This window comes from Hwangdonia lutea, assembly GCF_032814565.1.
In the GTDB taxonomy this organism is placed as follows: Bacteria; Bacteroidota; Bacteroidia; order Flavobacteriales; family Flavobacteriaceae; genus Hwangdonia; species Hwangdonia lutea.
Genome location: NZ_CP136521.1, coordinates 1,259,861 through 1,286,506, shown reverse-complemented (window position 1 = coordinate 1,286,506; position 26,646 = coordinate 1,259,861). Strand labels below are relative to the sequence as shown.

Annotated in this window: 18 protein-coding genes; 8 read left to right on the top strand and 10 right to left on the bottom strand. The window is 36.7% G+C overall.

The annotated features are described in order from the left end of the window. The first annotated feature begins 126 nt into the window (after nucleotides 1–126). From RNZ46_RS05540 to RNZ46_RS05525, 4 genes are read left to right on the top strand one after another with little or no spacing between them, the layout of a single operon-like run. Nucleotides 127–549, top strand: a complete 423-nt coding sequence (locus RNZ46_RS05540; RefSeq protein WP_316984384.1) for an ATP-dependent zinc protease family protein — start codon at nucleotides 127–129, stop codon at nucleotides 547–549. A gap of 1 nt (nucleotide 550) precedes the next feature. Beyond that, a complete protein-coding gene (gene rimK / locus RNZ46_RS05535) occupies nucleotides 551–1,426 on the top strand; it encodes a 30S ribosomal protein S6--L-glutamate ligase (protein ID WP_316984383.1) in 876 nt (291 codons plus the stop codon). A 28-nt stretch (nucleotides 1,427–1,454) separates the two neighbouring features. Continuing rightward, entirely contained in the window at nucleotides 1,455–2,420 is a 966-nt protein-coding gene (locus RNZ46_RS05530) for a succinylglutamate desuccinylase/aspartoacylase family protein (protein WP_316984382.1), read from the top strand. A gap of 42 nt (nucleotides 2,421–2,462) precedes the next feature. Beyond that, a complete protein-coding gene (locus tag RNZ46_RS05525) occupies nucleotides 2,463–3,026 on the top strand; it encodes a 5-formyltetrahydrofolate cyclo-ligase (RefSeq protein ID WP_316984381.1) in 564 nt (187 codons plus the stop codon). Here RNZ46_RS05525 and RNZ46_RS05520 read toward each other — a convergent pair. The 10 genes from RNZ46_RS05520 to panC all read right to left on the bottom strand — a co-directional run bounded on the left by RNZ46_RS05520 (nucleotide 3,023) and on the right by panC (nucleotide 18,985). Further along, nucleotides 3,023–4,909: a hypothetical protein gene (locus RNZ46_RS05520; RefSeq protein WP_316984380.1), complete on the bottom strand. Its 1,887-nt coding sequence runs from the start codon at nucleotides 4,907–4,909 to the stop codon at nucleotides 3,023–3,025. The two genes, RNZ46_RS05525 and RNZ46_RS05520, sit on opposite strands and share 4 nt — an antisense overlap. A gap of 78 nt (nucleotides 4,910–4,987) precedes the next feature. Beyond that, nucleotides 4,988–5,614: a lipoprotein signal peptidase gene (locus tag RNZ46_RS05515; protein WP_316984379.1), complete on the bottom strand. Its 627-nt coding sequence runs from the start codon at nucleotides 5,612–5,614 to the stop codon at nucleotides 4,988–4,990. Nucleotides 5,615–5,687: 73 nt separating this feature from the next. Further along, complete coding sequence (locus RNZ46_RS05510; protein WP_316984378.1) at nucleotides 5,688–6,065, bottom strand: TraR/DksA family transcriptional regulator; 378 nt, start codon at nucleotides 6,063–6,065, stop codon at nucleotides 5,688–5,690. Nucleotides 6,066–6,069: 4 nt separating this feature from the next. Then, on the bottom strand, nucleotides 6,070–9,474 hold the full coding sequence (gene ileS, locus RNZ46_RS05505) for an isoleucine--tRNA ligase (protein ID WP_316984377.1): 3,405 nt from the start codon (nucleotides 9,472–9,474) through the stop codon (nucleotides 6,070–6,072). Nucleotides 9,475–9,584: 110 nt separating this feature from the next. Further along, complete coding sequence (locus RNZ46_RS05500) at nucleotides 9,585–13,859, bottom strand: DUF8693 domain-containing protein (RefSeq protein WP_316984376.1); 4,275 nt, start codon at nucleotides 13,857–13,859, stop codon at nucleotides 9,585–9,587. A 256-nt stretch (nucleotides 13,860–14,115) separates the two neighbouring features. After that, nucleotides 14,116–15,474 (bottom strand): DNA repair protein RadA, encoded by a 1,359-nt coding sequence (gene radA / locus RNZ46_RS05495; RefSeq protein ID WP_316984375.1) that lies wholly within the window; start codon nucleotides 15,472–15,474, stop codon nucleotides 14,116–14,118. A 90-nt stretch (nucleotides 15,475–15,564) separates the two neighbouring features. Further along, the gene (locus RNZ46_RS05490; RefSeq protein ID WP_316984374.1) at nucleotides 15,565–16,716 is read right to left on the bottom strand and encodes an alpha/beta hydrolase; all 1,152 of its coding nucleotides are present in this window, start codon (nucleotides 16,714–16,716) and stop codon (nucleotides 15,565–15,567) included. Between the two features lie 81 nt (nucleotides 16,717–16,797). Continuing rightward, nucleotides 16,798–17,766, bottom strand: coding sequence for a lysylphosphatidylglycerol synthase transmembrane domain-containing protein (locus RNZ46_RS05485; RefSeq protein ID WP_316984373.1), 969 nt, complete (start codon nucleotides 17,764–17,766; stop codon nucleotides 16,798–16,800). Nucleotides 17,767–17,769: 3 nt separating this feature from the next. After that, nucleotides 17,770–18,120 (bottom strand): aspartate 1-decarboxylase, encoded by a 351-nt coding sequence (gene panD / locus RNZ46_RS05480; protein ID WP_300247592.1) that lies wholly within the window; start codon nucleotides 18,118–18,120, stop codon nucleotides 17,770–17,772. Between the two features lie 13 nt (nucleotides 18,121–18,133). Next, nucleotides 18,134–18,985, bottom strand: coding sequence for a pantoate--beta-alanine ligase (gene panC / locus RNZ46_RS05475; RefSeq protein ID WP_316984372.1), 852 nt, complete (start codon nucleotides 18,983–18,985; stop codon nucleotides 18,134–18,136). Between the two features lie 144 nt (nucleotides 18,986–19,129). On the opposite strand from panC, the gene RNZ46_RS05470 reads away from it, so the two are divergent. The 4 genes from RNZ46_RS05470 (at nucleotide 19,130) to RNZ46_RS05455 (ending at nucleotide 26,644) form a co-directional block, all read left to right on the top strand. Then, entirely contained in the window at nucleotides 19,130–19,939 is an 810-nt protein-coding gene (locus RNZ46_RS05470; protein WP_316984371.1) for a glycogen/starch synthase, read from the top strand. A gap of 60 nt (nucleotides 19,940–19,999) precedes the next feature. Then, nucleotides 20,000–21,667, top strand: coding sequence for a BamH family beta-barrel-assembly machinery protein (gene bamH, locus RNZ46_RS05465; protein WP_316984370.1), 1,668 nt, complete (start codon nucleotides 20,000–20,002; stop codon nucleotides 21,665–21,667). A 156-nt stretch (nucleotides 21,668–21,823) separates the two neighbouring features. Further along, nucleotides 21,824–23,671: a glutamine--fructose-6-phosphate transaminase (isomerizing) gene (glmS, locus tag RNZ46_RS05460; protein ID WP_316984369.1), complete on the top strand. Its 1,848-nt coding sequence runs from the start codon at nucleotides 21,824–21,826 to the stop codon at nucleotides 23,669–23,671. A 216-nt stretch (nucleotides 23,672–23,887) separates the two neighbouring features. Continuing rightward, complete coding sequence (locus RNZ46_RS05455) at nucleotides 23,888–26,644, top strand: TonB-dependent receptor (protein ID WP_316984368.1); 2,757 nt, start codon at nucleotides 23,888–23,890, stop codon at nucleotides 26,642–26,644. Nucleotides 26,645–26,646: the final 2 nt, after the last annotated feature.

Below are 26,646 nucleotides of genomic sequence, written 5' to 3'. Positions count from 1 at the left end.
ACTGAAAAAGGCGGACTTGCCTGCGTTAGGGATAGCAGTGGATAGCCCACAGCCCGACGCAGGAGGTGCGAGGACTTGGAACGTATAGCCCGACCTTTAGGTAACGCCCAAATAACAAATATAAAAATGACTAAAAAAATTGTAGGACGTATTGATATTGTTGATTTTCCGAAACTTGGATTGCACAATATTGATGTAAAAATAGATACCGGTGCTTATACATCGGCGATACATTGCTCTGAGATTATTGAGGAGGGCAAAAGTTTACGCTGTATTTTTAACAGCGCCATACATAAAAATTTTGGTAAAACCGAAATTGTGTTTGATGAGTATTGGCGCACCAACGTAAAAAGCAGCAACGGTTTTAAGGAAAACAGATATAAAATTAAGAGTGAAATTATATTTTTTGGAAAGTCTTATAAGATTAACTTAACTTTAAGCACGCGTGAGGATATGAAATTTCCGGTGCTTATTGGGAGGCAATTTTTAAAACGTAAATTTTTAGTGGATGTGGATGTTGAAAATGTATCTTATAATTTAAAAAAATAGAATGAATATAGTTATATTATCCAGAAACCCTCATTTATACTCGACCGAACGTTTGGTTGAAGAAGGTGAAAAACGCGGCCATAAAGTTGAAGTGATTGATCCTTTGAAATGCGACATTATTATTGAGCGCGAAAAACCAACCATTTATTACAAAGACAGGTATTTGGATTATGTTGATGCGATAATACCAAGAATTGGTGCTTCGGTAACCTTTTATGGATGCGCTGTGGTACGCCAATTTGAAATGATGGGCGTATTTACTATTGTAACTTCTGACGCTATACAACGCTCCAGGGATAAATTACGCAGTTTACAACGCTTAAGTAAAGCGGGAATAGGTATGCCAAAAACGGTTTTTACCAATTACTCGCGCGATGTAGAAGAAGTTATAAATCACGTGGGCGGTACACCCGTAATTATAAAATTATTGGAAGGTACACAGGGTTTGGGCGTGGTTTTGGCCGAAACTAAAAATGCAGCCGAATCGGTTTTGGAAGCTTTTAATGGCTTACAGGCGCGTGTTATTGTGCAGGAATTTATTAAAGAAGCCAAAGGCGCCGATATTAGAGCGTTGCTGGTTGACGGACAAGTGGTTGGTGCCATGAAACGCCAAGGAAAAGAAGGCGAATTCAGGTCTAATTTACATCGTGGTGGTTCGGCAAATATTATAAAACTGGATCACGACGAACTGAAATTAGCGATGAATGCCTCTAAAGCTTTAAAACTTCCGGTTTGTGGGGTAGATATGTTGCAATCGGCACGCGGACCATTGCTTTTGGAAGTAAATTCTACACCCGGTTTAGAAGGTATTGAGGGTGCTACCGGACGAAATATTGCCAAAGCTATTATTACTTTTATTGAACGAAATAGGCGCTAATTTCATTTAATAAATTGATATTTGTAATATGAGTACCGAAACCAATATACTTACCATTTTAGGCGAATCTATTAAACCTGGAGAACACAAGGAGGTAAATTTTGTTGTTGCCAATTTACACACCTCATCGCCGGTAAATGTACCCATTATTATAGAGCGCTCAAAAAAGCCGGGGCCAACGGTTTTATTTACGGCCGGCATTCATGGCGACGAAGTAAATGGTGTTGAAATTGTAAGGCAGCTTATTGCCAAAGGCATTAATAAGCCAAAATCGGGAACCATTATTTGTATGCCCATCATCAATATTTTTGGTTTTATTAATTTAAAACGCGAATTCCCCGATGGCCGAGATTTAAACCGGGTGTTTCCGGGTTCTAAAAATGGGTCGTTGGCAAGTCGTGTGGCCCACAAACTTATAACTGAAGTTGTGCCACATGTAGATTATGTTATGGACTTTCACACCGGTGGTTCTGGACGTTTTAATGCCCCACAATTGCGTATTGCTAAAGCCAATAAACAACTTTATGGATTGGCTAAAGTTTTTGGTGCGCCTTTTGTGTTGTACTCAAAAAACTTAAATAAATCGTTTAGAAATACCTGTTATAAATTGGGCAAACCTTTGTTGCTTTTTGAAGGCGGAAAGTCTTTTTATATTGATGATATAGTAACCAATTCGGGGGTTAATGGTGCCAAACGGGTACTGCATCATTTAGGCATGTTGAGCTCGAAGTTTAAAGTGTCTACACCAAAAAAAGAATGTGTTTTTATAGAGGAAAGCAAATGGATTCGCGCTAAATTTTCTGGGATGTTTAAGGCTTCGGTTAAAATAAACGCAAAATTAGAGAAAGGTGATTTGTTAGGTAATATAACCGACCCTTATGGCAAGATGAATTATTTTGTAAAAGCAGACCATTCGGGTTATATTATAAATGTAAATCAATCGCCAGTGGTGTATCAAGGCGATGCCCTTTTTCATATTACCACAAAATTGTAACGTTAAAAAAAACAGACCTATTAGGTTTCAAATCGAGTAAGCATGACCAAATCAGAATTAAGAAAAAAATATAAAACACTTCGAGAAGATTTATCGGCAAAGCAGTTAGACGATTTAAGTATTGCTATTGCCAACAAAACATTAAACTTACCCATTTGGGAGCACACGTTTTATCATATTTTTTTATCGATTGAAGAGCTGAAAGAAATTAACACCGATTATATTTTAAACATTCTTTCCGGAAAAGATAAAAACATTGTGGTATCGAAATGTAAATTTAAGGATACCTCTCTAATCAATTATTTGTTGACCGACAATACGGTAATTAAGAAAAGCGCTTGGGGCATTCCCGAACCTGTTGACGGCATAGCGATTGACGATAAAAAAATTGATGTCGTTTTTGTGCCGCTTTTGGCCTTTGACAAACACGGTAATCGGGTGGGTTACGGCAAGGGGTTTTACGATAATTTTTTGGCCAACTGCAAACCGGAAACCATTAAAATTGGATTGTCTCTTTTTAGTGTTGAAGAAGACATTGAAGGGATTTATGAGGGCGATATTAAATTGGATTACTGCGTGACGCCCGATACCATTTACACATTTTAGTCGTTGCAATTCTCGCAATAGGTATTTCTTAAATATGCGTTATCCAATAACTGAAAGGTTACACCACCATCTTCCACCGCATTGAACAATTTGCAAAAACGCGTTTTATTCATGTTTATCGCATTAAGCATAATGGTTCGGTAATTGGGGTCGTTGGTTAAACTTTCATCAATTAAGGTTAGGTTTAAATAATAGAACAGTAAATCTTCATCAATATCAATGGTTCTGGCTTTTCTTTCCAATAGTTTCACGGCTAAATTGGAATTGCCGTAAATGCTGAAAAACTGAGCTAAGCTCAAATAATCGTAATCAGATAAAGGGAACTTTTTATATCTTTTATTCACATAAGAAACCGATTTGTCTTTGTTGTCAAAATCCCTGTTTTTCATAAATTTTTCGGCTATTACGATATGAAAATTCGCCATCATTCTAGAAATAAGCGATCGGTGAATGCCGTGTTTTTTTAAAGCATTTATGTTTTTTACCAACTCAGATTCATCAATATCAATAGCTTTGTACCGCCAAAGCATGATTTCAAGAGCGACAAGGTTATACTTTATCTCTTTGTTATTAGGCGCAATTTTTTCAAGGTTGAGCAATTCGTTGTACACAATTAAGGCCTGCCTTTCATTCAACATATATTTATACGCCGCATTTTTATTAATCAATTTAGCGTATTTAGCTTCTTTTGGAATATCCATTTTTTGTAAAATGGCCGGAGCGGTTTCATGCGATTTTATCTTTTCGAAAATTGAATTTTGAATAGCTTTGGCTTCATCTATGTTATCATCGGTTATGGCCTGATTAAACTCTGCTAATAGCATATTGGCAGACTTTCCAATGTTTCGTTCTTTCTTTTCCAGTTCTAATTCTACAACAGCCTTCCGATGGTTTTTTAAGAGATACTCCATTTCTCTCGATACGGTTCCCGCTATTTTTTTTCTAACGTCTTTTTTGGTCAGCGTTTTTAAATGCTCATACGGGGTGCCATCAATATCATTAAAAAATTCTACCCAGTTTTCCGATGCAGAAACTACGGTTTTAATGGTTGGTTTTTGAAACGTTTGTAATGCAGCAACTATACTTTTTGCACGTTGTTCCTGTAGTTCGATATTTCGCTTCGATATCCCTTCTATGGAAGAGTAGGCCTTGATATTTAAAGATTTAATATCGAAGTCTGTTATTCTTAAGGAATCATAAATGGGTTTTATATCGGCTTGAGAATAATTCGATTTATTTTTTTTAAAGGGAATTACAAATTTCAATGTCTTATTTCTAATGGCAAAGCCTTCTTTAGCCGATGCCCTAATTTGCTTTGTATCGTAGGTTAAATTATCCAAGTACATGCCCATGTCGAGTAAATCCCACGAATAGTAATCCAAATCGTAAGTTACGTAATAACGGCACAGGTTTTTATTGCCCAAAAACAGGATGTTGTATTCTAACTCGTGTTTAAGTAAGTTTTTAGGTATTTTGCCAACCTTTACCCGAAAAATGTTTTCAGCATTAACCGTTAAGCCTCTTTTTAACGCTTCGGAATAAACGGGTTTAAGTAAAAGCCCTTTGATTTGATAGTTTTTGATGGACGGAATATTGCAATCATATCTTCCTTTCGAAACAACATCCACGGCAATACCATCGCCGGCATTTATAAATACTGAATTGAACCAATTTTTATCGTTGATCTCAAAATATAGATCGTCGTTTTCTCTTTTAATCGAATACCTGACTTCTTTGGGTTTTTGACGAAATGCATGAATACAGGCTTTGCATTCCTGATTTCTATCATTGCCATTAAAAATAATATCGAAGGTGTTTTGGGAAAAAGCAGCTTTTGAAACAAATAATAAGCTTGAGAGCAATAGCAAATATTTAATTTTCATTAATTGAGGGTTTGGTAGAAAACTTAAATATAGCAATTCCGTTTGAAGTAGAAAAATACCTACTTAAAAAAAACAAAATTAAGTTTCTTTTTTCTGAAACGCCTTTTTATTAAACACAATAAGCATTATAAACCCAGTGCTTATGGCCATATCGGCGATATTAAAAACAGGTTCGAAAAACGTAAAATAATCACCGCCAAAAAAGGGCAGCCATTCTGGTAAGTAGCCTTTCCAGATTGGGAAATACAGCATATCGACTACTTTACCGTGTAAAAGTGCATCGTAACCGCCTGCTTTTGGTAAAAACGTAGCGACTTGACTGTAGCTGTCGTCAAACAAAACACCATAAAAAACCGAATCGATAATGTTGCCCAAGGCGCCTGCAAAAATTAGAGCAATGGCTAAAATCAACACTTTGGGACTTTGCTTTTTTATCACATCGTGTAACCAATATCCTATGCCAAAAATGGCTACAATTCTAAATAGGGTTAAGGCTACTTTGGCTGTTCTATCGTCTATAAACGATACAAAATCGCTGATTTTTGTTCCCCAAGCCATACCATCGTTTTCAATAAAATAAATTTTAAACCAGCTAAATACCTCGATATAATCTTGAAGTGCAAAATGGGTTTTTATATAAATTTTACTAATCTGATCGATGAGCAAAATAATTACAATAAGTATAATGGATTTTTTTAGCGACATGAGGTTTTTAATAAAAAAACGTCTCGAATTTTAAAAACGAGACGTTTTAAATGATGCTTTATTAACTTAAATATTATTGCATGTTTTTTGCCTCAATACTTAAAGTGGCGTGTGGTACTAATTTTAAGCGCTCTTTGTTAATGAGTTTTTTTGTAACACGGCAAATGCCATAGGTTTTGTTTTCAATGCGGATTAGTGCATTTTTTAAATCGCGGATAAACTTTTCTTGACGAATGGCTAATTGCGAGTTCGATTCTTTGCTCATTACGTTACTACCCTCATCAAAAGCCTTAAATTGTGGCGATGTGTCCTCAGTACCGTTGTTGTGGTCGTTCATGTAAGCACTTTTAATAAGCTCTAAATCGTGCTGTGCTTTTTCGATTTTTTCCAATATCAGTGCTTTAAAATCGGCTAAATCTTTGTCTGAATATCTTACTGTATCTGTACTCATGTTCTTAATGTTTTTGAATAAATAATTTGGTATTTACATCATCAAAGGCAATATCTATACCATTATCTAATCGGTCCATAATTTCTAATTTTTCGGTTAAGGTTTCTGTTTTAATATACTCTATATTGTGTTTTACAGCGTTTTCAATATTTATATCTTTTTGAAGCGTTACATCTATTCGATCTGTGACTTCAAAACCAGAATCTTTACGTAAATTTTGTATACGGTTTATCAGCTCTCTGGCCACGCCTTCCCTTTTTAAATCGTCGGTAAGCGTTACATCTAAAGCTACTGTTAATGCACCTTCGTTTGCAACCAACCAACCTTCAATATCTTGCGAGGTAATTTCTACATCTGCCCGTTCTAAAGTAATCATTTTTCCGTTAACTGCAACATCTAAACTGCCAATTTGTTCCATTTTGTTAATATCTTCTGATGTAAAGTTGGAAACTGCATTGGCAATAGCTTTCATATCTTTTCCAAAGCGTGGGCCTAAAGCTTTAAAGTTAGGTTTTATTTGCTTAACCAATACCTCTGAAGCATCGTCTAAAAGCTCAATTTCCTTAACGTTTACTTCGTGTTTTATTAATTCCGAAATCGCTAAAATTTCTTCTTTTTGTTGCGCACTATCAACAGGAATCATTATTTTTTGAAGTGGTTGACGTACTTTAATCTTCTCTTTGGCTCTTAACGACAATACCAATGAGGATATTGTTTGGGCCGCTTCCATTTTGCGCTCTAAACTCTTATCGACAAAACTGGAGTCAAATTTTGGGAATTCAGCCAAATGCACGCTTTCAAACGATTCTTTTTTAGTTACCGCATTTAAATCCAGATACAACCTATCCATAAAAAACGGGGCAATAGGCGCACCTAATTTTGCAATGGTTTCCATGCAAGTATAAAGCGTTTGGTAGGCTGAGATTTTATCTTGCAGATAATCGCCCTTCCAAAAACGTCTTCGGCTTAAACGTACAAACCAATTGCTTACATAATCTTGCGTAAAGTTCGATATGGCCCGTGCGGCTTTAGTGGGCTCGTAATCGGCATAAAATACATCCACTTTTTTGATAAGCGTGTGCAATTCAGATAAAATCCAACGGTCTATTTCTGGACGTTCGTCTAAAGGAATGTCAGCCTCAGAATAGGTGAAATTATCTAAATTTGTATACAGTTGAAAGAATGAATACGTATTGTAAAGCGTTCCGAAAAACTTGCGCTTAACTTCTTCAATACCTTCTAAATCGAATTTTAAATTGTCCCATGGGTTGGCATTGCTAATCATGTACCAACGCGTTGCATCAGCACCGTAATTTCCTAAAGTTTCAAACGGATCGACGGCATTTCCTAAGCGTTTGGACATTTTTTGTCCGTTTTTATCCAATACCAATCCGTTAGACACCACGTTTTTGTAAGCCACAGAATCAAAAACCATGGTCGCTATGGCGTGTAATGTATAAAACCATCCACGGGTTTGATCGACACCTTCGGCTATAAAATCGGCTGGAAATGTTGTGCCTTTATCTATTAAATCGTTGTTTTCAAACGGGTAGTGCCACTGTGCATAAGGCATGCTACCTGAGTCGAACCACACATCGATTAAATCGCTTTCGCGGAACATTTTTTGGCCTGTTTTAGAAACTAAAACAATATCATCAACAATGTTTTTGTGTAAATCGATTTTTGCATAGTTAGCCTCGGAATTGTTTCCAACTTCAAAATCAACAAATATATCTTTTTCTAAAACACCTGCTGTAACAGCCTTTTGCATTTCGTTTTTTAATTCTTCAACCGAACCGATACAAATTTCTTCTTTACCATCTTCAGTCCTCCAAATTGGTAACGGAATACCCCAATACCGCGATCGTGATAAGTTCCAATCGTTAGCATTGGCAAGCCAGTTTCCAAAACGTCCGTCGCCTGTACTTTTTGGTTTCCAATTGATGGTTTCGTTAAGCTCGTGCATACGATCTTTTACATCGGTAACCTTTATAAACCAAGAATCTAGCGGATAGTACAAGATGGGTTTGTCGGTACGCCAACAGTTTGGGTAACTGTGTTTATATTTTTCAACCTTAAAGGCTTTGTTTTCTGTTTTTAATTGGATGGCAAGCTCGATATCAACAGATTTTTCTGGTGCTTCGCCCTCGGGATAATATTCATTCTTTACGTATTTACCGGCGTATTCGCCCATTTCTGGACGGAAACGGCCTTGTAAATCTACCAATGGTACTAAGTTGCCATTCTCGTCTTTCACCAACATGGGTGGCACTTCTGGGGTGGCTTGTTTGGCAACCAAAGCATCGTCGGCACCAAAGGTTGGTGCAGTGTGTACTATTCCAGTACCATCTTCGGTGGTTACGAAATCGCCAGAAATAACCCGAAATGCATTTTCTGGATTATCGTTTGGTAAGGCAAAAGGCAGCAATTGCTCGTAAGTTATGCCTAACAAATCTTTCCCTTTACATTCAGCAATAACTCTGTAAGGAATCTTTTTGTCTTCTTTTTTATAAGCCCCTATTTCTGATTTTTCTTCAACTTGTTTAAACTTTCCTGTAAATTGTTTTGCAACCAAAGGTTTTGCTAAAACAACTTTAATAGGCTGAAATGTATATTGATTAAATGTTTCAACTAAAACATAATCGATTTTTGGCCCAACGGTAAGCGCGGTGTTACTTGGAAGGGTCCACGGTGTGGTGGTCCAGGCTAAAAAGTAAATATCGCCTTCGTTTTGCAAAAAGTCTGGAAGTGAATTTTTATTGGCTTTAAACTGCGCCACAACCGTTGTATCTGTTACATCTTGATACGTACCGGGTTGATTCAGCTCGTGTGAGCTTAATCCTGTTCCGGCCTTTGGCGAATACGGCTGAATGGTATAACCCTTATAAATTAACGATTTGTTGTAAATCTGTTTTAACAACCACCAAACCGATTCCATGTATTTGGGTTCGTAGGTAATGTACGGGTTGTCCATATCTACCCAATAGCCCATTTTTTCAGTCAGGTCGTTCCACACATCGGTATAGCGCATTACGGCTTTACGGCAGGCGGCATTATAATCTTCAACCGAAATGGTTTTACCAATATCCTCTTTGGTAATTCCCAGTTCTTTTTCAACACCCAACTCAATGGGTAAACCGTGAGTATCCCAACCAGCTTTACGCTTTACTTGGTAACCCTTCATGGTTTTGTACCGTGGAAATATATCTTTAATAGCGCGTGCTAAAACGTGGTGCACTCCCGGTAATCCGTTTGCCGATGGAGGTCCTTCGTAAAACACATACGGTTTGCTACCTTCTCTGGTTGTTACACTTTTTTCGAAGATGTTGTTATCTTGCCAATACTGTAGTATCTCGTTTGCTACATTTGGTAAGTCAAGTCCTTTATATTCAGGAAATTTAGCGCTCATTTATTGTTGATTCTAATAAGTTCGCGAATTTAAGGAATTATATATAATTTTTATTATAAAAAAAAGCCAAAACCTAGGTTTTGGCTTTTTCATTTTTATTCAATCTAAAATTAATGAATAATAATTTTTTTGGTAATTACTTGATGATCTTCTGTTCTTAAGCACACTATATAAGTTCCAGTGGCCATATTGACTAGTTTTAGCCCATTGTTTAACGTTGTTTGAGTAACATTTTGAAGCTCGAAAACCGTTTGCCCTTTCATGCTAATTACCGCTAAATTGTTTACCGCAGCACTTAATTTTTTAGCAAACAAAGTGTTTGTTTTGTTTTGAAAGTACACAAAGTTTTCATGATGCTTGCTTTCTTCAATGCTTAAGCTTTTTTGTTCGGATTGAAAAACGATTTCAAATCTCTTATTAAACTTTCCTTGCTCTGATGTAAAGCTGTATGGTTGATTTTCTGTTAAATCGAAGTAAGTGCCAGTTAAATTGTCTCTTAGATAAATTTCTTGGGTTTCATCGATGTTTTCGGTTTCCGTCATTTTAATTTCAAAAGTATTGGTGTCTGATGATTTAAAGTTTAAAGCCACTACCTTCTCATTGGTAATATCGCTATACGCTTGTATGTTCATGTTTTTACCTTCAAAATTCAGATTTAAATCGTTGTTATTAGAATCAGTACATTCAGCTTCATAGCCATAATCGAATCCATCTGTGGTTTCGTTGCTAAACCCTAACAGCAACTCTCGCCTTGTTGCAGGACCCGATACCGCGTTTAGCTCCAATCGCATTTTTTTAAATTCATTTTGCTCATTATTTTTTGCTGAAACGTTTTTGTTTTTTGTTTTGTCATTTCCATTTCTGAAAAATGAAGATCCGTTGTTATAAGTACCATCGGCATCTGCTTCTTTTATAAAAACACGTTGCGAATTGTTAAATTCCACATGGCCGTTGCCTACAATTTCGGTTATAAATCCTTGACCAACGGGCAAATATCTTGATGGCGTTATGGTGCCGTCTTGAGAGCCATTGTTTGCGCCTTCAATACCCACAAATTGGTAGGCCCGTATGGATCCTGTTTTATTTACTTGGGCATAACCACCTTCATAGTCCCTGAGCTGATGTGAATCTCCTGCCCATTGTTGCCATAGCTGCAAGGTGCCATCAATAACACCTGCATTATCATCTATAAATTTATGAATGTCTAATGCTGATGGATACGGGTTTCCTAAAAGATACTCGGTTTTTGAAACCGATGGTTCCGAGCCTGGGCCTCCTTTATCGGTTACGTTTATTAAAATGGTGCCGTTGTTTGGTTTCCCTTCAAAAGTATATTGTTGTTCTAAGCCTGCATTTCCAGTGCCTTTTTGGGTATAGCCAACCCCTGGCTCAATGGGTGTATTAGTGTCTAATACCGCCCAATCCCAATAGGTTAACCCGTTAATATAAGTGTATAACCAATAGGTGCTTATTTTACCCATTTCGTGGTGACTCGAAGTAAAAGAGAAGTTAATTCCCATTTCATCTTTTAGTGAGTTAAGAGTGTAAGCGGTGTTATTTGGGTTGTTTGTGGTTGCGTTATTATTGCTTAAAGCTGTTAGGCCTATTGCTCCAACGGGTGATGCCCAATAATTGTACCTGTACATACTAGAGGTGCCTTCTTGTCTTCTTAAAATTTTGCCTACGGCCGAGGTTACTAAATCGCTGTGTTCGGTTTGAATTAATTGCGAATCGTCTTCTAAATTAAGGGTTCCGTTTAACTCTAAATACCAAGAGTTTTCTACTAAATTATCACTTTGAACATTTAATGAATGTCCCGAATCAACAACTAGTCCAACCGTTTTTATTGGATGACAAGCTGATACATCGCTACCAATTTTTACAATACTCCAATCTTTATTGTTTGCTATATTTTCTATATCCCATACATCGCCATGCAACCATGTAGATTGCGAGGTCCATGCACCATTAGATGCTGTTTGATAAGGCATGGGCGCGGTTTGGTCTTGAACGGTATTGATATAATTTAAATAAAGTTTTTCATTATTGCTGGAATAATCCGAGGTTGTACCCATTTTAATATCCGTCATTGGGTAATAGGCTATTAAGTTTGCCCATGGTACTTTTGCTCCAGTAGAGGTGTCTTCAATATCCTTTTTAGCAATGACACCTTTTACATTATTGGTTACTGTGTTTTCTTCAATTTCTTGATACACCATTTTTTGTACTTGCTCGCTTGTTAATGACGTGTTGAACACTCGTACTTCGTCAATATCACCTTTAAAGTATAGCTTATTGCTTAGGTTGCTTGAGCGTCGACCAACTTCAAAATTTCCATTGGAATTGACTGTATTTTCAATAACTGCCCCCGTACTTCCTACATTGCCAGAGCTTAATAATGTGCCATCCACATAAATGGTAATGGCGCCGGATGTACTATTATAAATTCCTGTAATATGATGCCATTCATTAAAATTAATAGCGGTACAACTTACTGAAGCTTCTGAATTGCCAGCCGTTTTTACCGTAAATTTAGGGATGTTACCCTTTTCGAGCCAAAGTTTACAGCCTGAGTCTTCGCCTGCAATTACCATGTTGGTTGCATTGCCAGTATCTGATTTTACCCAAGCCATTATTGTAACCGTAGCTAAACCATTTATAAAGGATGCTCTTGATAAATAATCATCAATGCCATCAAAGTCTATGGACGCTATACTAGGTGGATTGGTACTGAACATATCCCGATAATCTAAATCGCCACCAGAATTCAAATCACCATCCGCATCTGGTAATATGGATAAATCGGTTGGGTCTTCTATGTCTTCATTTACATCCCAAACAGGGTCATCAATGTTTGTGGTTTCAAAGGGATTTATTAAACCATCGGCATCTTTATCTTGATCGGTCGATGGAACTGGCAAACCGTTTTCTGACAGATCTGCTATTCCATCATTATCAGAGTCTGAATCTATATAATCTGGGATGCCGTCGCCATCGGTATCTTCAACCATAATGCCTAAACCATAACTAACATCAATTCCCGAGCTAGAATAAGTGCCACTTGGTGCCACATAGCCAACGGTGGGTTGTGCTTCTATATTATCTGGAATGCCATCATTGTCTGAATCAATATCTAAAAAATCATAAATTAAATAACGATTACCTGAACCATTAACATCGCCATCAGTATTAATAGGTGTAGTTCCGGTGCCGGCTGAACTAGGAATACCGTTTGTTGTTGGTGTTATCCCAATAGAGCCATCAGCCATTCCGTCGTTATTTAAATCGATGCCTCCGGATTCCTTCACATCTGTAATGCCGTCGTTATCGCTATCTAAGTCTAAGTGATTTGGAATGCCGTCAGAATCGGCATCTAAATTTGCACATACACCGTGGGCATTTAAAGTGCAAAAATCGGCATCTTTATAATTTGGAATACCATCAGTATCGGCATCTGCGGAAGGATCAATCCCTCCAGACTCGTCAGTATCTTTAATGCCGTCGTTATCATCATCTAAATCATCTACATCGCTATATCCATCTTCATCTTGGTCATCAAGGGTGAAAATGAATAATTTTCCATCAGCATGATCTCTTGTAGACGCTGTTAATTGTGCTTTGGTTATGAGCGATCCGTTTGGCGCAATATCATCTAAATAAAACAATGCGATACCTAGTGTGCCTTTGTTTTCAACAACACGATCACTCAACCAGTAATCTGAGTTTGTGTTTGGAGGATTTAAGGCTCCCGGGGTTCCCAATCCATTTGGTCCGCCCGTTCCCGTACCACCAAAACCAAATTGCGTTGAAGTTTCGTTTATAAAGGTTTCTCCCAACGATTGTACCGGACCGCCTCCAGCAGGTATACCGAACAGCTCTAAGTGTAGACAGTTATTTGCATTGCGCTCTGTAACCGCAATTACACCACTTGAAGTTGCTAGAATACCCGTTCCGTAAGTAAGGGTTTGCCTTTGCGCTGTGGTTGTAGATTCGCTTGTATAGTTATCACATATATTAGCCCCGTTTCTGTTGGAATTGAAATAATGATTAAGATTTAAATCCTGAAAAGCTGTTAGTGCCGAACTTCCCCAAGTGGCACTACTACTGGTGGTCTCGACACTTGTACCGTTGTTAAGAATACGATTTCTGTTGTGGCCATCTGGACCAAGCTGAGTTAACTCGTAACCCGTTGGCAATCCAAAATTTAAATAAACAATACCATTTACAGTAACACTTTGAATTGTAGCCGAATGATTAGCGGCAGTTTGAACATCGCTCCATTGAAATGTAACTCCAGATTGAATGCTCGGTGCATTTGTTTGTCCATACCCTAGGGTTAAACAAATCCATACCAATAGTAAGCTTAAAAGTAATTTTGTTTTCATAAATAATAGATTTGGGCAAATCAAAATTAATTTATAATCAAATGGTTATGTTTTTTTTTCGTTAAAACTCTTAAAATTTCTGTTTAATGAAATCGATGAAATGCATTCAACTTCATTTTTTCCTTGGATATCGCTTAAAATAAAACGTATTTGAACTACAGTGAGGAGGAGTATCGATAAAAGTGATAAAATTCTAAATTATCAAATAAAAGGTAGTTTTAAGATATATGTGATTTTTAAGAAAACAGCTTTTTTGCTATAATAAAATATCGACTACATCTTCAATTTTAGAAATCAATTGAATTTTGATTTGGGTGTTTTTAAGTGAAATTTTATTGTATTTTGATACAAATATGGTTGAAAATCCAAGTTTTTCGGCTTCTAAAATACGCTGTTCCACACGTTGTACGGGACGTATTTCTCCTGATAAACCAACCTCGGCAGCAAAACAGAAATTGTTTTGTAAAGCTTCATCTTCATTTGATGATAAAATAGCAGCGACAACCGCTAAATCTATCGCAGGGTCATCAACGGTAATGCCGCCTGTAATATTTAAAAATACATCTTTTGCACCAAGTCTGAAACCCGCACGTTTTTCTAAAACGGCCAACAACATGTTTAATCGTTTGGCATTAAAACCCGTGGCACTCCGTTGTGGCGTGCCGTAAACCGCTGTACTTACCAGGGCTTGCACTTCAATCATTAGCGGGCGCATGCCTTCTAAAGTTGCGGCAATGGCATTTCCGGAAAGTTCTTCGTCTTTTTTAGAAATTAAAATTTCCGATGGGTTGGACACTTCGCGCAAGCCAGAACCTTGCATTTCGTATATACCCAATTCGTTTGTTGAACCAAAACGGTTTTTATTGGCGCGTAAAATTCTAAACACGTGATTGCGGTCGCCTTCAAATTGTAAAACGGTATCAACCATGTGCTCCAATATTTTTGGGCCGGCAATGTTGCCGTCTTTGGTAATGTGTCCGATTAACAAAACAGGTGTCGCTGTTTCTTTTGCAAACTTTATCAGTTCGGTGGTGCATTCTTTTATTTGCGAAATGCTTCCCGATGAAGATTCGATATAATCGCTATGTAAGGTTTGTATGGAATCGATAATAACAATATCGGGCTCTAGAGCCTCGATTTGTTTGAATATGTTTTGAGTTTTTGTTTCGGTTAAAATATAGCAATTATTGTTGTTTGGATTGATGCGTTCGGCGCGCATTTTTATTTGTTTCTGGCTTTCTTCACCTGAAACGTACAGGGTTTTATAAGGTAATTTTAATGAGATTTGAAGCAGTAATGTGCTTTTTCCAATTCCTGGTTCGCCGCCTAAAAGCGTTAAAGAGCCGGGAACCATGCCGCCCCCAAGAACACGGTTAAATTCGGCATCAAACGTATCCAGTCGCGCTTCTTTAGAGGTGTCGATTTCGTTAATGCGTAAAGGAACAGCAGTTCGTTTTACCGTTGAGGTTGGCGATTTCCAATCGCTTTTTTCTGGTTTTTGAATGACTTCTTCAACAATAGTGTTCCAAGCTTTACAAGCTGTACATTGTCCTTGCCATTTTGCAAATTGATTGCCGCAACTTTGGCAGAAAAAAGTAGTTTTAACTTTAGCCATTATTTAAGTTATAGGGTTTACAAGTTATTGGGTTATTAAAGGCGCCGACTATTTACCCAATAACTTAATAACTATTTAATATGTCATTTTTTAATAGCCGAAATCTTCTTTAATTAAATCTGCTTTTTCAATCATTAAATCTTTGGTGACACCTGCAATTTCATCTAGCATATAAGCCGATTGATAGGTGCGCATTGCTTTTTTTGGCTCGCCTGTTTCTTCGTAAAAACGTGCCAAATAATAGTTCCCTAATAACGTATCGGGGTATTCTTTACGGGCCATTTTTCCTAAGGCTTCATAATATTCGAAATCCTCATGTTTTTCAATAGCTGCAGAAATGGCTTTAAAGTCGTTTATAAGAATCTGTTTTTCAATGCCGAATAACTCCTTAATCATTTTATATTTTTCTTGAAGATATTCTACCGGTGAGCCGTCTAATTCCAAAATCACTTCTTTATATTCTTTTTTGCTAATGGGCTGAAACACATAAAAGATGCTCTCTAAGGCCTTTGGTATGGCATGTGCCGGAACAGAGTAATGCGATCCACTTTCAAAACTATCGAAATTATAAAAAATGTTTTTGGTATCTAAGGCCGAAATATCGGCATTTAAAGCGGCGGTCATTTTTTTTATCGACCTCGAGTCGTTTGTGGTATTAGCCAAATAATAGAATATTTTGGACTCTAATTTGCCCAATTGCTCCGGAATATAATCTAACATATTTGGTGCCAGTTCTGGGCTGATAACCATATAGCCTTGAAACAACGGTTGCTGTTTTAAAAGAAAATAATTGATAAAATTTGCCGTTTCACCGTGCCCAACAGCCACTCTAAAGTTTTCGGTTCGGTATGTTTTTTCTATATACGGAATAAGTTCCATGCCAATAAACTCGTAAAACGAGGCACCGGTTTCAATGGGTAACGAGTTTTGCTCGGAATATAAACAATCGTCAAATCGTTTTTCGAGTTGATTGATGCCCACTACAATAGCCTCTGGCATATCCTCCCAATACGAGTAATAATCTACGTTTCCAGCAACGGCTTCAAATAAATAATCGCCATCAAAAACTATAAACAACGGGTAGTTTTTGTCTTCATTTGAATTATAGCCTCTTGGGAGTTGTATTTTGAGTTCGCGGGTTTCGCCTAGTTTTGAAGACTCAAAAGTTTCGTATTTTACTTGAGCATCAAAAGTATTTGTAATGCAGAAGAATGCTAATAAAAAAATGATTGGTTGTTTCATTTTAAATGATTTGAGATTTAATAGGGGCAAGGTATGAAATATGTTACAACTAAAAAAAGAGTGTGATAAAAGTCTGAAATGCTATTTGTCGTTTAACGATTTCCTTCTATTGTAAATAGGTAGATATAATAACGACAAGCCTCCAAAAACAATAATCATTAGAGTTTGAGACGCCCACATAATCCACCCGAATGCAATACTTGGCTCTTCGGCAATTCCGAAAATTGAAAACGCCGCATATATAGCCAACGGATACGAACCAATACCACCATTGGTTGCCGCGATACTAAAACTGGCTGCAATAAAACCAATTAATATGGCCGCTAAAGGGATATTACTGGTTTCTTCGAGTGCAAAAGAAGTAACGTAAAACATAAGTACATACATGCCCCAAATAAACAAGGTGTGAAAAATAAAGGCCCATTTTTTTTCCATTTTGAAAATGCTTAACGCGCCTTCAATTAGTCCGTTTACAAAGGCTTTAATTTTCAATGCTAATTTAGAGTGGCTTCTTTTTATATATCTGAAAAAAACAAGCATTAAAACAATGAGTCCAACCAATGCTATAACAATCTTTATGGGGTCGAATTTTTCAATTAAAAAATTATAGATAAAATCAAACTCAAGAAAAAGCGTTAGGGTAATAATGCCCAACATGACAATCATATCGGCAATACGTTCGGCTACGATGGTACCAAAACCTTTTTCAAAAGGTACGCTTTCGTAATTGGTGAGCAATGATGCTCTAGCGACTTCGCCGGCTCTGGGAATGGTGTAATTGATTAAATAGGTAACAAAAACCGCCATAATGCTGTTCCCCAATTTAATGTTGTAGCCCATGGGTTCTAATTGAAAACGCCAACGGTAGGCACGGGACAAATGACTTAAAAGTCCTAAAAACATACCTAAAATAATATACGTATAATCGGCATTTTTGGCGTATACCAGTAATTCTTCAACCGAAACTTTAGACAGCGCAAACCAGACTAAAAAAACTCCCAATAATAATGGGAGTGCAGTTTTTAGTATGTTTTTTGTCTTTTGATTCAAAGTTTACTTTAACAAGTTTGTGGCTTCGTCTGGAAACACAAGCGATGGTTTAAACACTTTGGCTTCCTCAATATCCATAAACGCATAAGTGATTAAAATAAGGGTGTCGCCAACCGATACTTTTCTGGCGGCCGCTCCGTTTAAAGTGATTTCCCCACTATTACGCGGTCCGGGAATACAATAGGTTTCTAAACGCTCGCCGTTATCGTTATTTACAATCTGGACTTTTTCGCCCTGTATAATGTTGGCGGCTTCCATTAAATCTTCGTCAATGGTGATACTGCCTATATAATTGAGTTCTGCACCCGTGCATTTAACTCTGTGAATTTTAGATTTTACTACTTGAATTTGCATGCGGCAAAGATAATTAATTTAATGCGATATTATCTATAAGTCTAATATCATCTGCATATACGGCTATAAACGCTCTATATACACTTTTTTTTGATTTTCTTTTTACTGGTTTTAAGGTTTTGGTGTCTGCAATAATAAAATATTCTAGTTTTAATAAGTTGTGATTAGCAAACTCTTTTTCAACCCATTCCGTTATTTTACTAGCACTTTTTGTGCCAAATTTTTCTTTGGCAGTTTTTAAGGTTTTATAGATAAACGGTGCGGCTTTTTTATATTCGGGTTTTAGTCGTGTGTTGCGTGAACTCATGGCTAATCCATTGGTTTCTCTATGGATGGGGCAACCAATGATTTTAACAGGAATGCGATGTTTTTCAACCAGTTTTTTAATGATGGCTAATTGCTGAAAATCTTTTTCGCCAAAATACGCTCGATGCGGTTTTACAATCTCGAAAAAACGTTTTACAACGGTACCAACACCATCAAAATGCCCGGTTCTAAATTTACCTTCCATTTCAAATTCTAAACCGTCAAAATCGAAGCTTTGCGATACGGTATGGCCTTCGTAAATATCTTCAACAGTTGGGGCGTAAACCAATATTTGGTTTTCCGATACTGTTTTTAACAACGCTACATCGCCCTCTAAAGTTCTTGGGTATTTTTCTAAATCGTCATTATTATCAAACTGCGTGGGGTTCACAAAAATACTTACCACAACAACATCGTTCTCATTTAAAGCACTTTTTACTAAAGCCAAATGCCCTTGGTGTAATGCACCCATGGTTGGCACTAAGCCTATCGTGAGCTGTTTTGCTTTTAATTTATCAATTGCTGCTGCAATTTGTACTTTTTGTGAAAAAACTTTCATTATTTAATAAAAAATTAACGCTTGCAAACTTAATATTTTACGGTCAATTCGCATAAAATTTTGTACTTTTGCGTGTTTTTTATTTTGAATTCTCAAAAAGCTATTCATTTGCATAGCCATAAAAAGACAGCAAAAAACTAACATATGAAAGATAAGAGGATATTATACGTATCATCTGAAGTAGTGCCTTATTTACCTGAGACTGAAATTTCATCCATGTCTTTTGAAGCGCCAAGATTGGTAAATCAACAAGGGGGGCAAATAAGAATTTTTATGCCTCGATACGGCAATATTAATGAGAGAAGGCATCAATTGCACGAAGTTATTAGGCTATCAGGAATTAACTTGGTAATCAACGATTTGGATATGCCACTTATTATTAAAGTAGCTTCTATTCCAAAAGAACGTATTCAAGTTTATTTTATTGATAACGACGAATATTTTAAGCGTAAAGCCACACTTTCCGATGAGAATGGTGAGTTGTTTTCTGATAACGACGAGCGCGCTATTTTCTTTGCTAAAGGCGTAATTGAAACAGTTAAAAAACTAAATTGGTCGCCCGATGTTATTCACGTTCACGGGTGGTTGGCGTCCTTACTGCCACTTTATTTAAGGCAATATTATAAAGACGAGCCATTATTTAACGAAAGTAAAATTGTGACTTCGGTATACAATCAAAGTTTTGATGGAACGTTAAACAAAGACATGGTTAATAAAATTAAGTTTGATAATATTGATGAAGAGGCTATTAAAACGCTTCAAGACCCGTCATATAATAATTTAATGAAGGTTGCCATAGATAATTCTGATGCCCTAATTATAGGTTCTGAAGATATACCTAAAGATTTAAGCACGTATTTAGAGGCCTCAGACAAGCCTGTCTTAGAGTACAGAAGTAAAGACGAATTTGGCGAAGCTTACACAGAGTTTTTTAACACAAAAGTTTGTGTCTAATTGAGTTGTCATTAATAAAAGACCTAAAAGACCATTTTTGGCATTTTGTAAAAAAAGCACATGAAAAAAACATATAAAGCCCTTAAATTTTCCAGTATTTTTCTATTAGTTATGGCCTTATTTATAGCCTGCGATAAAGATTTTAATACTATTGAAAGTGACGTTTTAGGAAAAGACAACGCTAATTTTAATACCGATAATGTAAACTTCCAGATTTTAGCTTACAATAAAAAACTGGATTCTTTACAAATAAACGCTTTGTCATCAAACTTGTTCGGTGTTTTTAACGATCCCGCTTATGGATTAACAACGGCGAGCATTATTACGCAGGTAACACCATCTGTAGCGAATCCTAATTTTGGAGATAATCCTGTAGTAGATTCTGTGATTTTAAAAGTGCCTTATTTTAGTAAGGTTAGTGCAGATTCTCCAGACGAAAACGGAAACGAAGTCTATACCATTAAAGATTCCTTATATGGAAGCGCGCCAATAAAATTAACGGTTTATAGAAATAATTATTTTTTAAGGGATTTCAATCCAAACTCACAATTTAACGAAGCCCAAAACTATTATTCTAACGCAAGTAGCACAACAAATTCTGCGCTTGACGGAAATAATGTTATAAATTTTGAAGATCATAAAACCGATATCATTTACGAACAGGAACAGTATGTTCCGAGTAGCGAAACCATTGTTTTAAAAACAACGCAAGGCGATCAAGATGCTTTCGATAGGCAAACGCCTGCTTTAAGAGTGCATTTAGATAAAGATTACTGGCAAACAACCATTATTGACAAACAAGACGACCCTGTTTTGAGTAATGCCAATAATTTTAAAGAATATTTTAGAGGTTTGTACTTTAAGGCCGAAGCTATAAATGGCAATGGTAATATGACGTTTTTTAATATGGCAAACGCCAATATTGTAATTTATTATTCAAAAGATTCAACGGTTGAAGGTGAGCGTACACAGGATAATTTTACCTTAAACTTAACAGGAAACCGACTAAACACTTTTATAAATGATTTCAGCATCACTTTACCTGATGGCAACAAAACCGATGGCGATGAAAGATTGTATTTAAAAGGTGCAGAAGGCTCTATGGCTGTGGTTGATTTGTTTAATGGTATGGTAGATTGTAATGGTACACCGGAAACAGCTCTGGATTGCTTTAAAAAGACTTATAGAAAATTGGATGAAAATGGTGATTATTTACCAAAGGTAAATGGTAATTACCCGTTAAAAAAATTAATCAACGAAGCGCATTTGGTGATTTATGAAGATGAAAACATGCCAAATGGCGGTGATGCCGATTATCATAAATACGATAGGATTTACGCCTACGATATAAAAAACAATGCTCCAACCATTGATTATGTGTTCGATCCTACTGAAGATACTTCAGATCCCTTAAATTCTAAAATTATAAACCTAGGGCAACGCGTTACAAATGATAGCGGTATATCAAAATATAAAATACGCCTTACCGAGCATCTTAATAATATTCTCCTTAAAGACTCTACCAACACTAAAATAGGGCTTACTTTATCTAATAATGTTAATCTAACAAATCTTTCAAAAATTTTAGAAAGTGAAGATGAAGTGACAGAAATTCCATCCACGGCGTTATTGACACCAAGAGGTACTATTTTATACGGTAATCATCAAAACGTACCGGAAAACAGAAAATTAAAACTTGAAATATTTTTCACAGAACCTAATTTGTAAATTCATTTTGTAAGTCCTTTTATTTTACAAAAACCTTTACATTTTTAAGTAGCGATGAATTTTATCGTAAAAAATATCAACTTCATGTACTATTTTGGCATTTGTTGATATTTTTTTCACATATTTGCTCCACATTAATAAAAACCCGAATTACTTATGTGTGGAATTGTTGGATATTTAGGACATCGAGAAGCTTACCCCATTATTATTGAAGGCCTTAAACGCTTAGAGTACCGTGGCTACGACAGTGCCGGTATTGCCTTGTTTGATGGCACCGACCTTAAAATCTCAAAAACCAAGGGAAAGGTATCAGATTTAGAAGAACGCTCGGAAAAAGAAATTACCACAAGTGGTAGTTTGGGCATTGGTCACACCAGATGGGCTACCCATGGTGTGCCTAACGATGTAAACTCACACCCTCATGCTTCAAATTCAGGCGAATTAGCAATTATTCACAACGGAATCATTGAAAACTATGATGCCCTCAAAAAAGAATTAATTTCCAGAGGATATACGTTTCAATCCGATACGGATACCGAAGTCTTAATCAATTTAATTGAAGACGTTAAAAAGAACGAAAACGTAAAGCTTGGTAAAGCCGTACAAATTGCGCTAAATCAAGTTATTGGTGCTTACGCTATTGCTGTTTTCGACAAAACCAAACCCGGAGAAGTGGTTATTGCACGTTTAGGAAGTCCGCTGGCCGTTGGTATTGGCGAAGATGAGTTTTTTATTGCAAGTGATGCTTCTCCCTTTTTAGAATATACTAAAAATGCTATTTATTTAGAAGATGAAGAAATGGCCATTATTAGATTGGGTAAGGGTATAAAAGTTAGGAAAATAAAGGACGATTCGTTAGTCGTTCCTTATGTGCAAGAGCTTCAAATGAATCTTGAACAAATAGAAAAAGGAGGTTACGAGCATTTTATGCTAAAGGAAATACACGAGCAACCCAGAGCCATTAGAGACACTTACAGAGGTAGATTATTAAGAGACGAGGCAATTATAAAAATGGCTGGTGTTGAAGATAACATGAAAAAGTTCTTAAATGCCAACCGTATAATTATTGTGGCTTGCGGTACCTCGTGGCACGCAGGTTTGGTGGCCGAATATATTTTCGAAGAATTTTCCAGAATTCCAGTTGAAGTTGAGTATGCCTCAGAATTTCGATACAGAAACCCGGTAATAACCGAAAATGATGTGGTTATTGCCATTTCACAATCCGGTGAAACCGCCGATACGTTGGCAGCCATTAAACTTGCAAAATCCAAAGGAGCTTTTGTTTTTGGTGTTTGTAATGTGGTAGGCTCATCCATTGCCAGAGAAACCCATGCGGGCGCCTACACACATGCAGGTCCAGAAATAGGTGTGGCTTCAACCAAAGCATTTACAACACAAATCACGGTTTTAACACTAATCGCATTGCGTTTGGCTAGAGCCAAAGGCACGATGACGAGCTCAAATTTCAGATTGTATTTACAGGAATTGGAATTGATTCCCCAAAAAGTAGAGCAATTATTAAAAGTTGACGAACACGTAAAAGAGATTGCCAAACAATATTTGCTGTCTACCAATTGCTTATATTTAGGTAGAGGCTATAATTTCCCCGTAGCGTTGGAAGGCGCTTTAAAATTAAAGGAAATCTCCTATATTCATGCGGAAGGTTATCCGGCTGCCGAAATGAAACACGGCCCCATTGCATTAATTGACGATAGAATGCCGGTAATAGTTATTGCCACAAGCAAAGGGCATTACGAAAAAGTAGTAAGTAATATTCAGGAAATTAAATCGCGTAAAGGGAAAATTATTGCAGTTGTAACCGAAGGCGATACTGCGGTAAAGGAAATAGCCGACCATGTTATTGAAATTCCAGAATCCGAAGAAGCCTTTTCACCTTTGTTAACCACAATACCATTGCAACTCTTATCGTATCATATAGCTGTAATGCGCAATTGTAATGTAGACCAACCACGTAACTTAGCAAAATCGGTTACCGTAGAGTAAAAACACGACCTCGTGTAAATTATTTATTTATTAGTTGCACGAGGTACATTACTTCTATTTCTTAAATAAACACCCAATTTATAATGTATTATTCAAAAATTCAACCTAATTTTTGTTAATAACTACTATGCACGCATAATTTTTTTATGTTTTTGTATTGTAATAATGTTATATATATTTATATTGCTAAACAATAAATTAAACTAACTCTTATACATGAAAACTATTCTCCCCTTTTTACTGCTGTTGTTTTGTGGATTGACATATTCGCAAACAACGTCAATTTCTGGAACAGTCGTTGATGATAGCGGTCAACCACTTCCAGGAGCAAACATTATTGTTACAGGTACTTCTATAGGAACGGTAACAGATTTTGACGGTGCTTTTAACTTAAGTGTCGGTGAAAATCCACCTTTTTCTGTGCAAGCGAGTATGATTGGTTTTGAAACTGTTACTATTGAAGTAACTAAAAACAATCAAGTGCTTAACTTTGTGCTTAACGAAGGCACCGCATTAGATGAGGTTGTAATTTCTGCATCCAGAACACCTGAACGAATTTTCGAATCGCCCGTAACTGTTGAACGTTTCGGATTAAAGGAAATTAAGAATACCGCTTCCGCGGATTTTTATGATGGATTGGAAAACCTAAAAGGCGTTGATGTAAACACCAATAGTTTAACCTTTAAATCGGTTAACACCAGAGGTTTTGCAACATTTGCTAACAACCGTTTTATGCAATTGGTTGATGGTATGGACAACTCAACTCCTGCCTTAAACTTCCCCATAGGAAATTTAGTGGGTATGACCGAGACCGACGTTTTAAGTGTGGAGTTGCTTCCAGGAGCATCATCGGCATTATACGGCGCAAATGCCTTTAACGGTATTTTGTTTATGCGAAGTAAGAACCCTTTTGACCATGCCGGAATCAGTACTTCGTTTAAAAAAGGAATAACTTCCCAAGAAGCGGCAGGCGACAACGAGTTTACCGATTTAAGTTTTCGAGCAGCGCATAAGTTTAGCGATAAGTTTGCGGCTAAAGTAAACTTTGGATACTTAAAAGGAACCGATTGGGCAGCTACTAGTGAAGTTGATAAAATTGATCCTAACAGAACAAGAGCGGATTTGGATTATGATGGTATAAATGTATACGGTGATGAGGTTTCCGCAAATATTAGAAAAGAGGCGCCAGCAAGCGTTAAAGGAATTATTCCTGATGTTGATGTAAGTAGAACGGGTTATAACGAAAACGATTTAACCGATTATAATGCTGAAAGTATTAAAGCGGATTGGGGTTTATATTACAGACCTTGGGCAAACGATTTTGAAATTCAGTATGTTGGTAAAGTGGGTACAGGTTCAACCATTTACCAAGGAACGAACCGTTATAATATCGATAACTTCTTCCAGCAACAACACAAGTTAGAGTTGAAAAACGACAACTTCTTTTTAAGAGGTTATGTGGTTTCTGATAAAGCAGGAGATTCATACGATATGGTATTTACGGGTATCAATATAAATAGAGCATGGAAAAGTGATGAGGATTGGTTTAGGGAATACATCCAAACCTACGCCGGAGCAACACTTGGTGGAGCTACAGAAGCAGAGTCGCATGCAGCGGCAAGAGCACAAGCAGAGTCGGGAAGATACCTACCAGGATCACCAGAATACAAAGCGGCTTTTAACAAAAGTATAAACGACCCTAATTTAAATACAGGATCAAAGTTTCAAGATGCTTCAAAATATTACCATGGTGATGCCAACTATAATTTTAGCCACTTAATTGATTTCGCTGAAATTCAAGTGGGTGGTTCTTACCGAAAATATAGCTTGAATTCATCGGGTACTATTTATACAGATTTAAATGGCCCAATTGATTATTCCGAATTTGGTATTTACACCCAAATTCAAAAAAATATTGAATTGAATGAGGATTTAGACTTAAAACTAACAGGTTCTATCCGTTATGATAAGTCGGAGTTTTTTGATGGATTTTTATCACCAAGAATTTCCGCTGGTTTAACCATAAATAGAAACCATAATATTAGAGCTTCTGTTCAAACCGGTTTTAGAAACCCAACCACACAAGATTTATTTATTGGTTTAGATGCCGGTAGAGCTATTTTAGTGGGGTCTGCTCCAAGCAATTTAGATAGGTATGTTCGAACTTTTGATATAAGTGATGAAGGACAAGCTTTAGGCCAAGGTACCTCAGTAACACAAACAGGTCGTGTAGCTTATGAAAATTCATACACAGCTAGCTCTGTATTGGAATTGGCCGATACAGGAAACCCTGCTGTACTTGAAGTAGCAAATCCGGACATCATAAAACCAGAACAGGTATCATCTGCAGAAGTAGGTTACCGTGGTAAGTTTGAAGGCATTACAGTAGATTTTAGTGCATATTACAATAAGTACAAAGATTTTATTTCTCAAGAAGTTGTGATTTCTCCTTTTTATGGAACTGCAGGCGATAATTCATTGTCAGTAGCTGCAATAGCTAACGATGATTACCAAGCATGGAGCACCTATACAAACTCTCCTGCCGATGTAAACTCTTATGGCGCATCTATTGGATTATCAACCAAACTGTTTGGTAATTTTGATTTAAGCGGAAGTTATACCTATGCAAAATTAGATTTCGACAGTAATAAATTCCCTGATTTCACCACAAACTTTAATACGCCGGAACACAAGTTTAAAGCGTCTTTTGGAAATACAGAATTGTTTAAGAATTTCGGGTTTAACGTCGCATATAGATACAGTGATGATTATTTTTGGGAGGCCACATTTGGAAATGGCTTAGTGCCAGAATTCCACGTTGTTGATGCTCAAATCAATCTTAAAGTTCCTAGTTTTAAATCAACGTTTAAAGCAGGCGCAACTAATCTTTTAGGAGATGAGTACTTTACAGCGTTTGGTACCGGAAACATAGGATCTATGTATTATATCTCTTGGACTATTAATAACCTATAAAA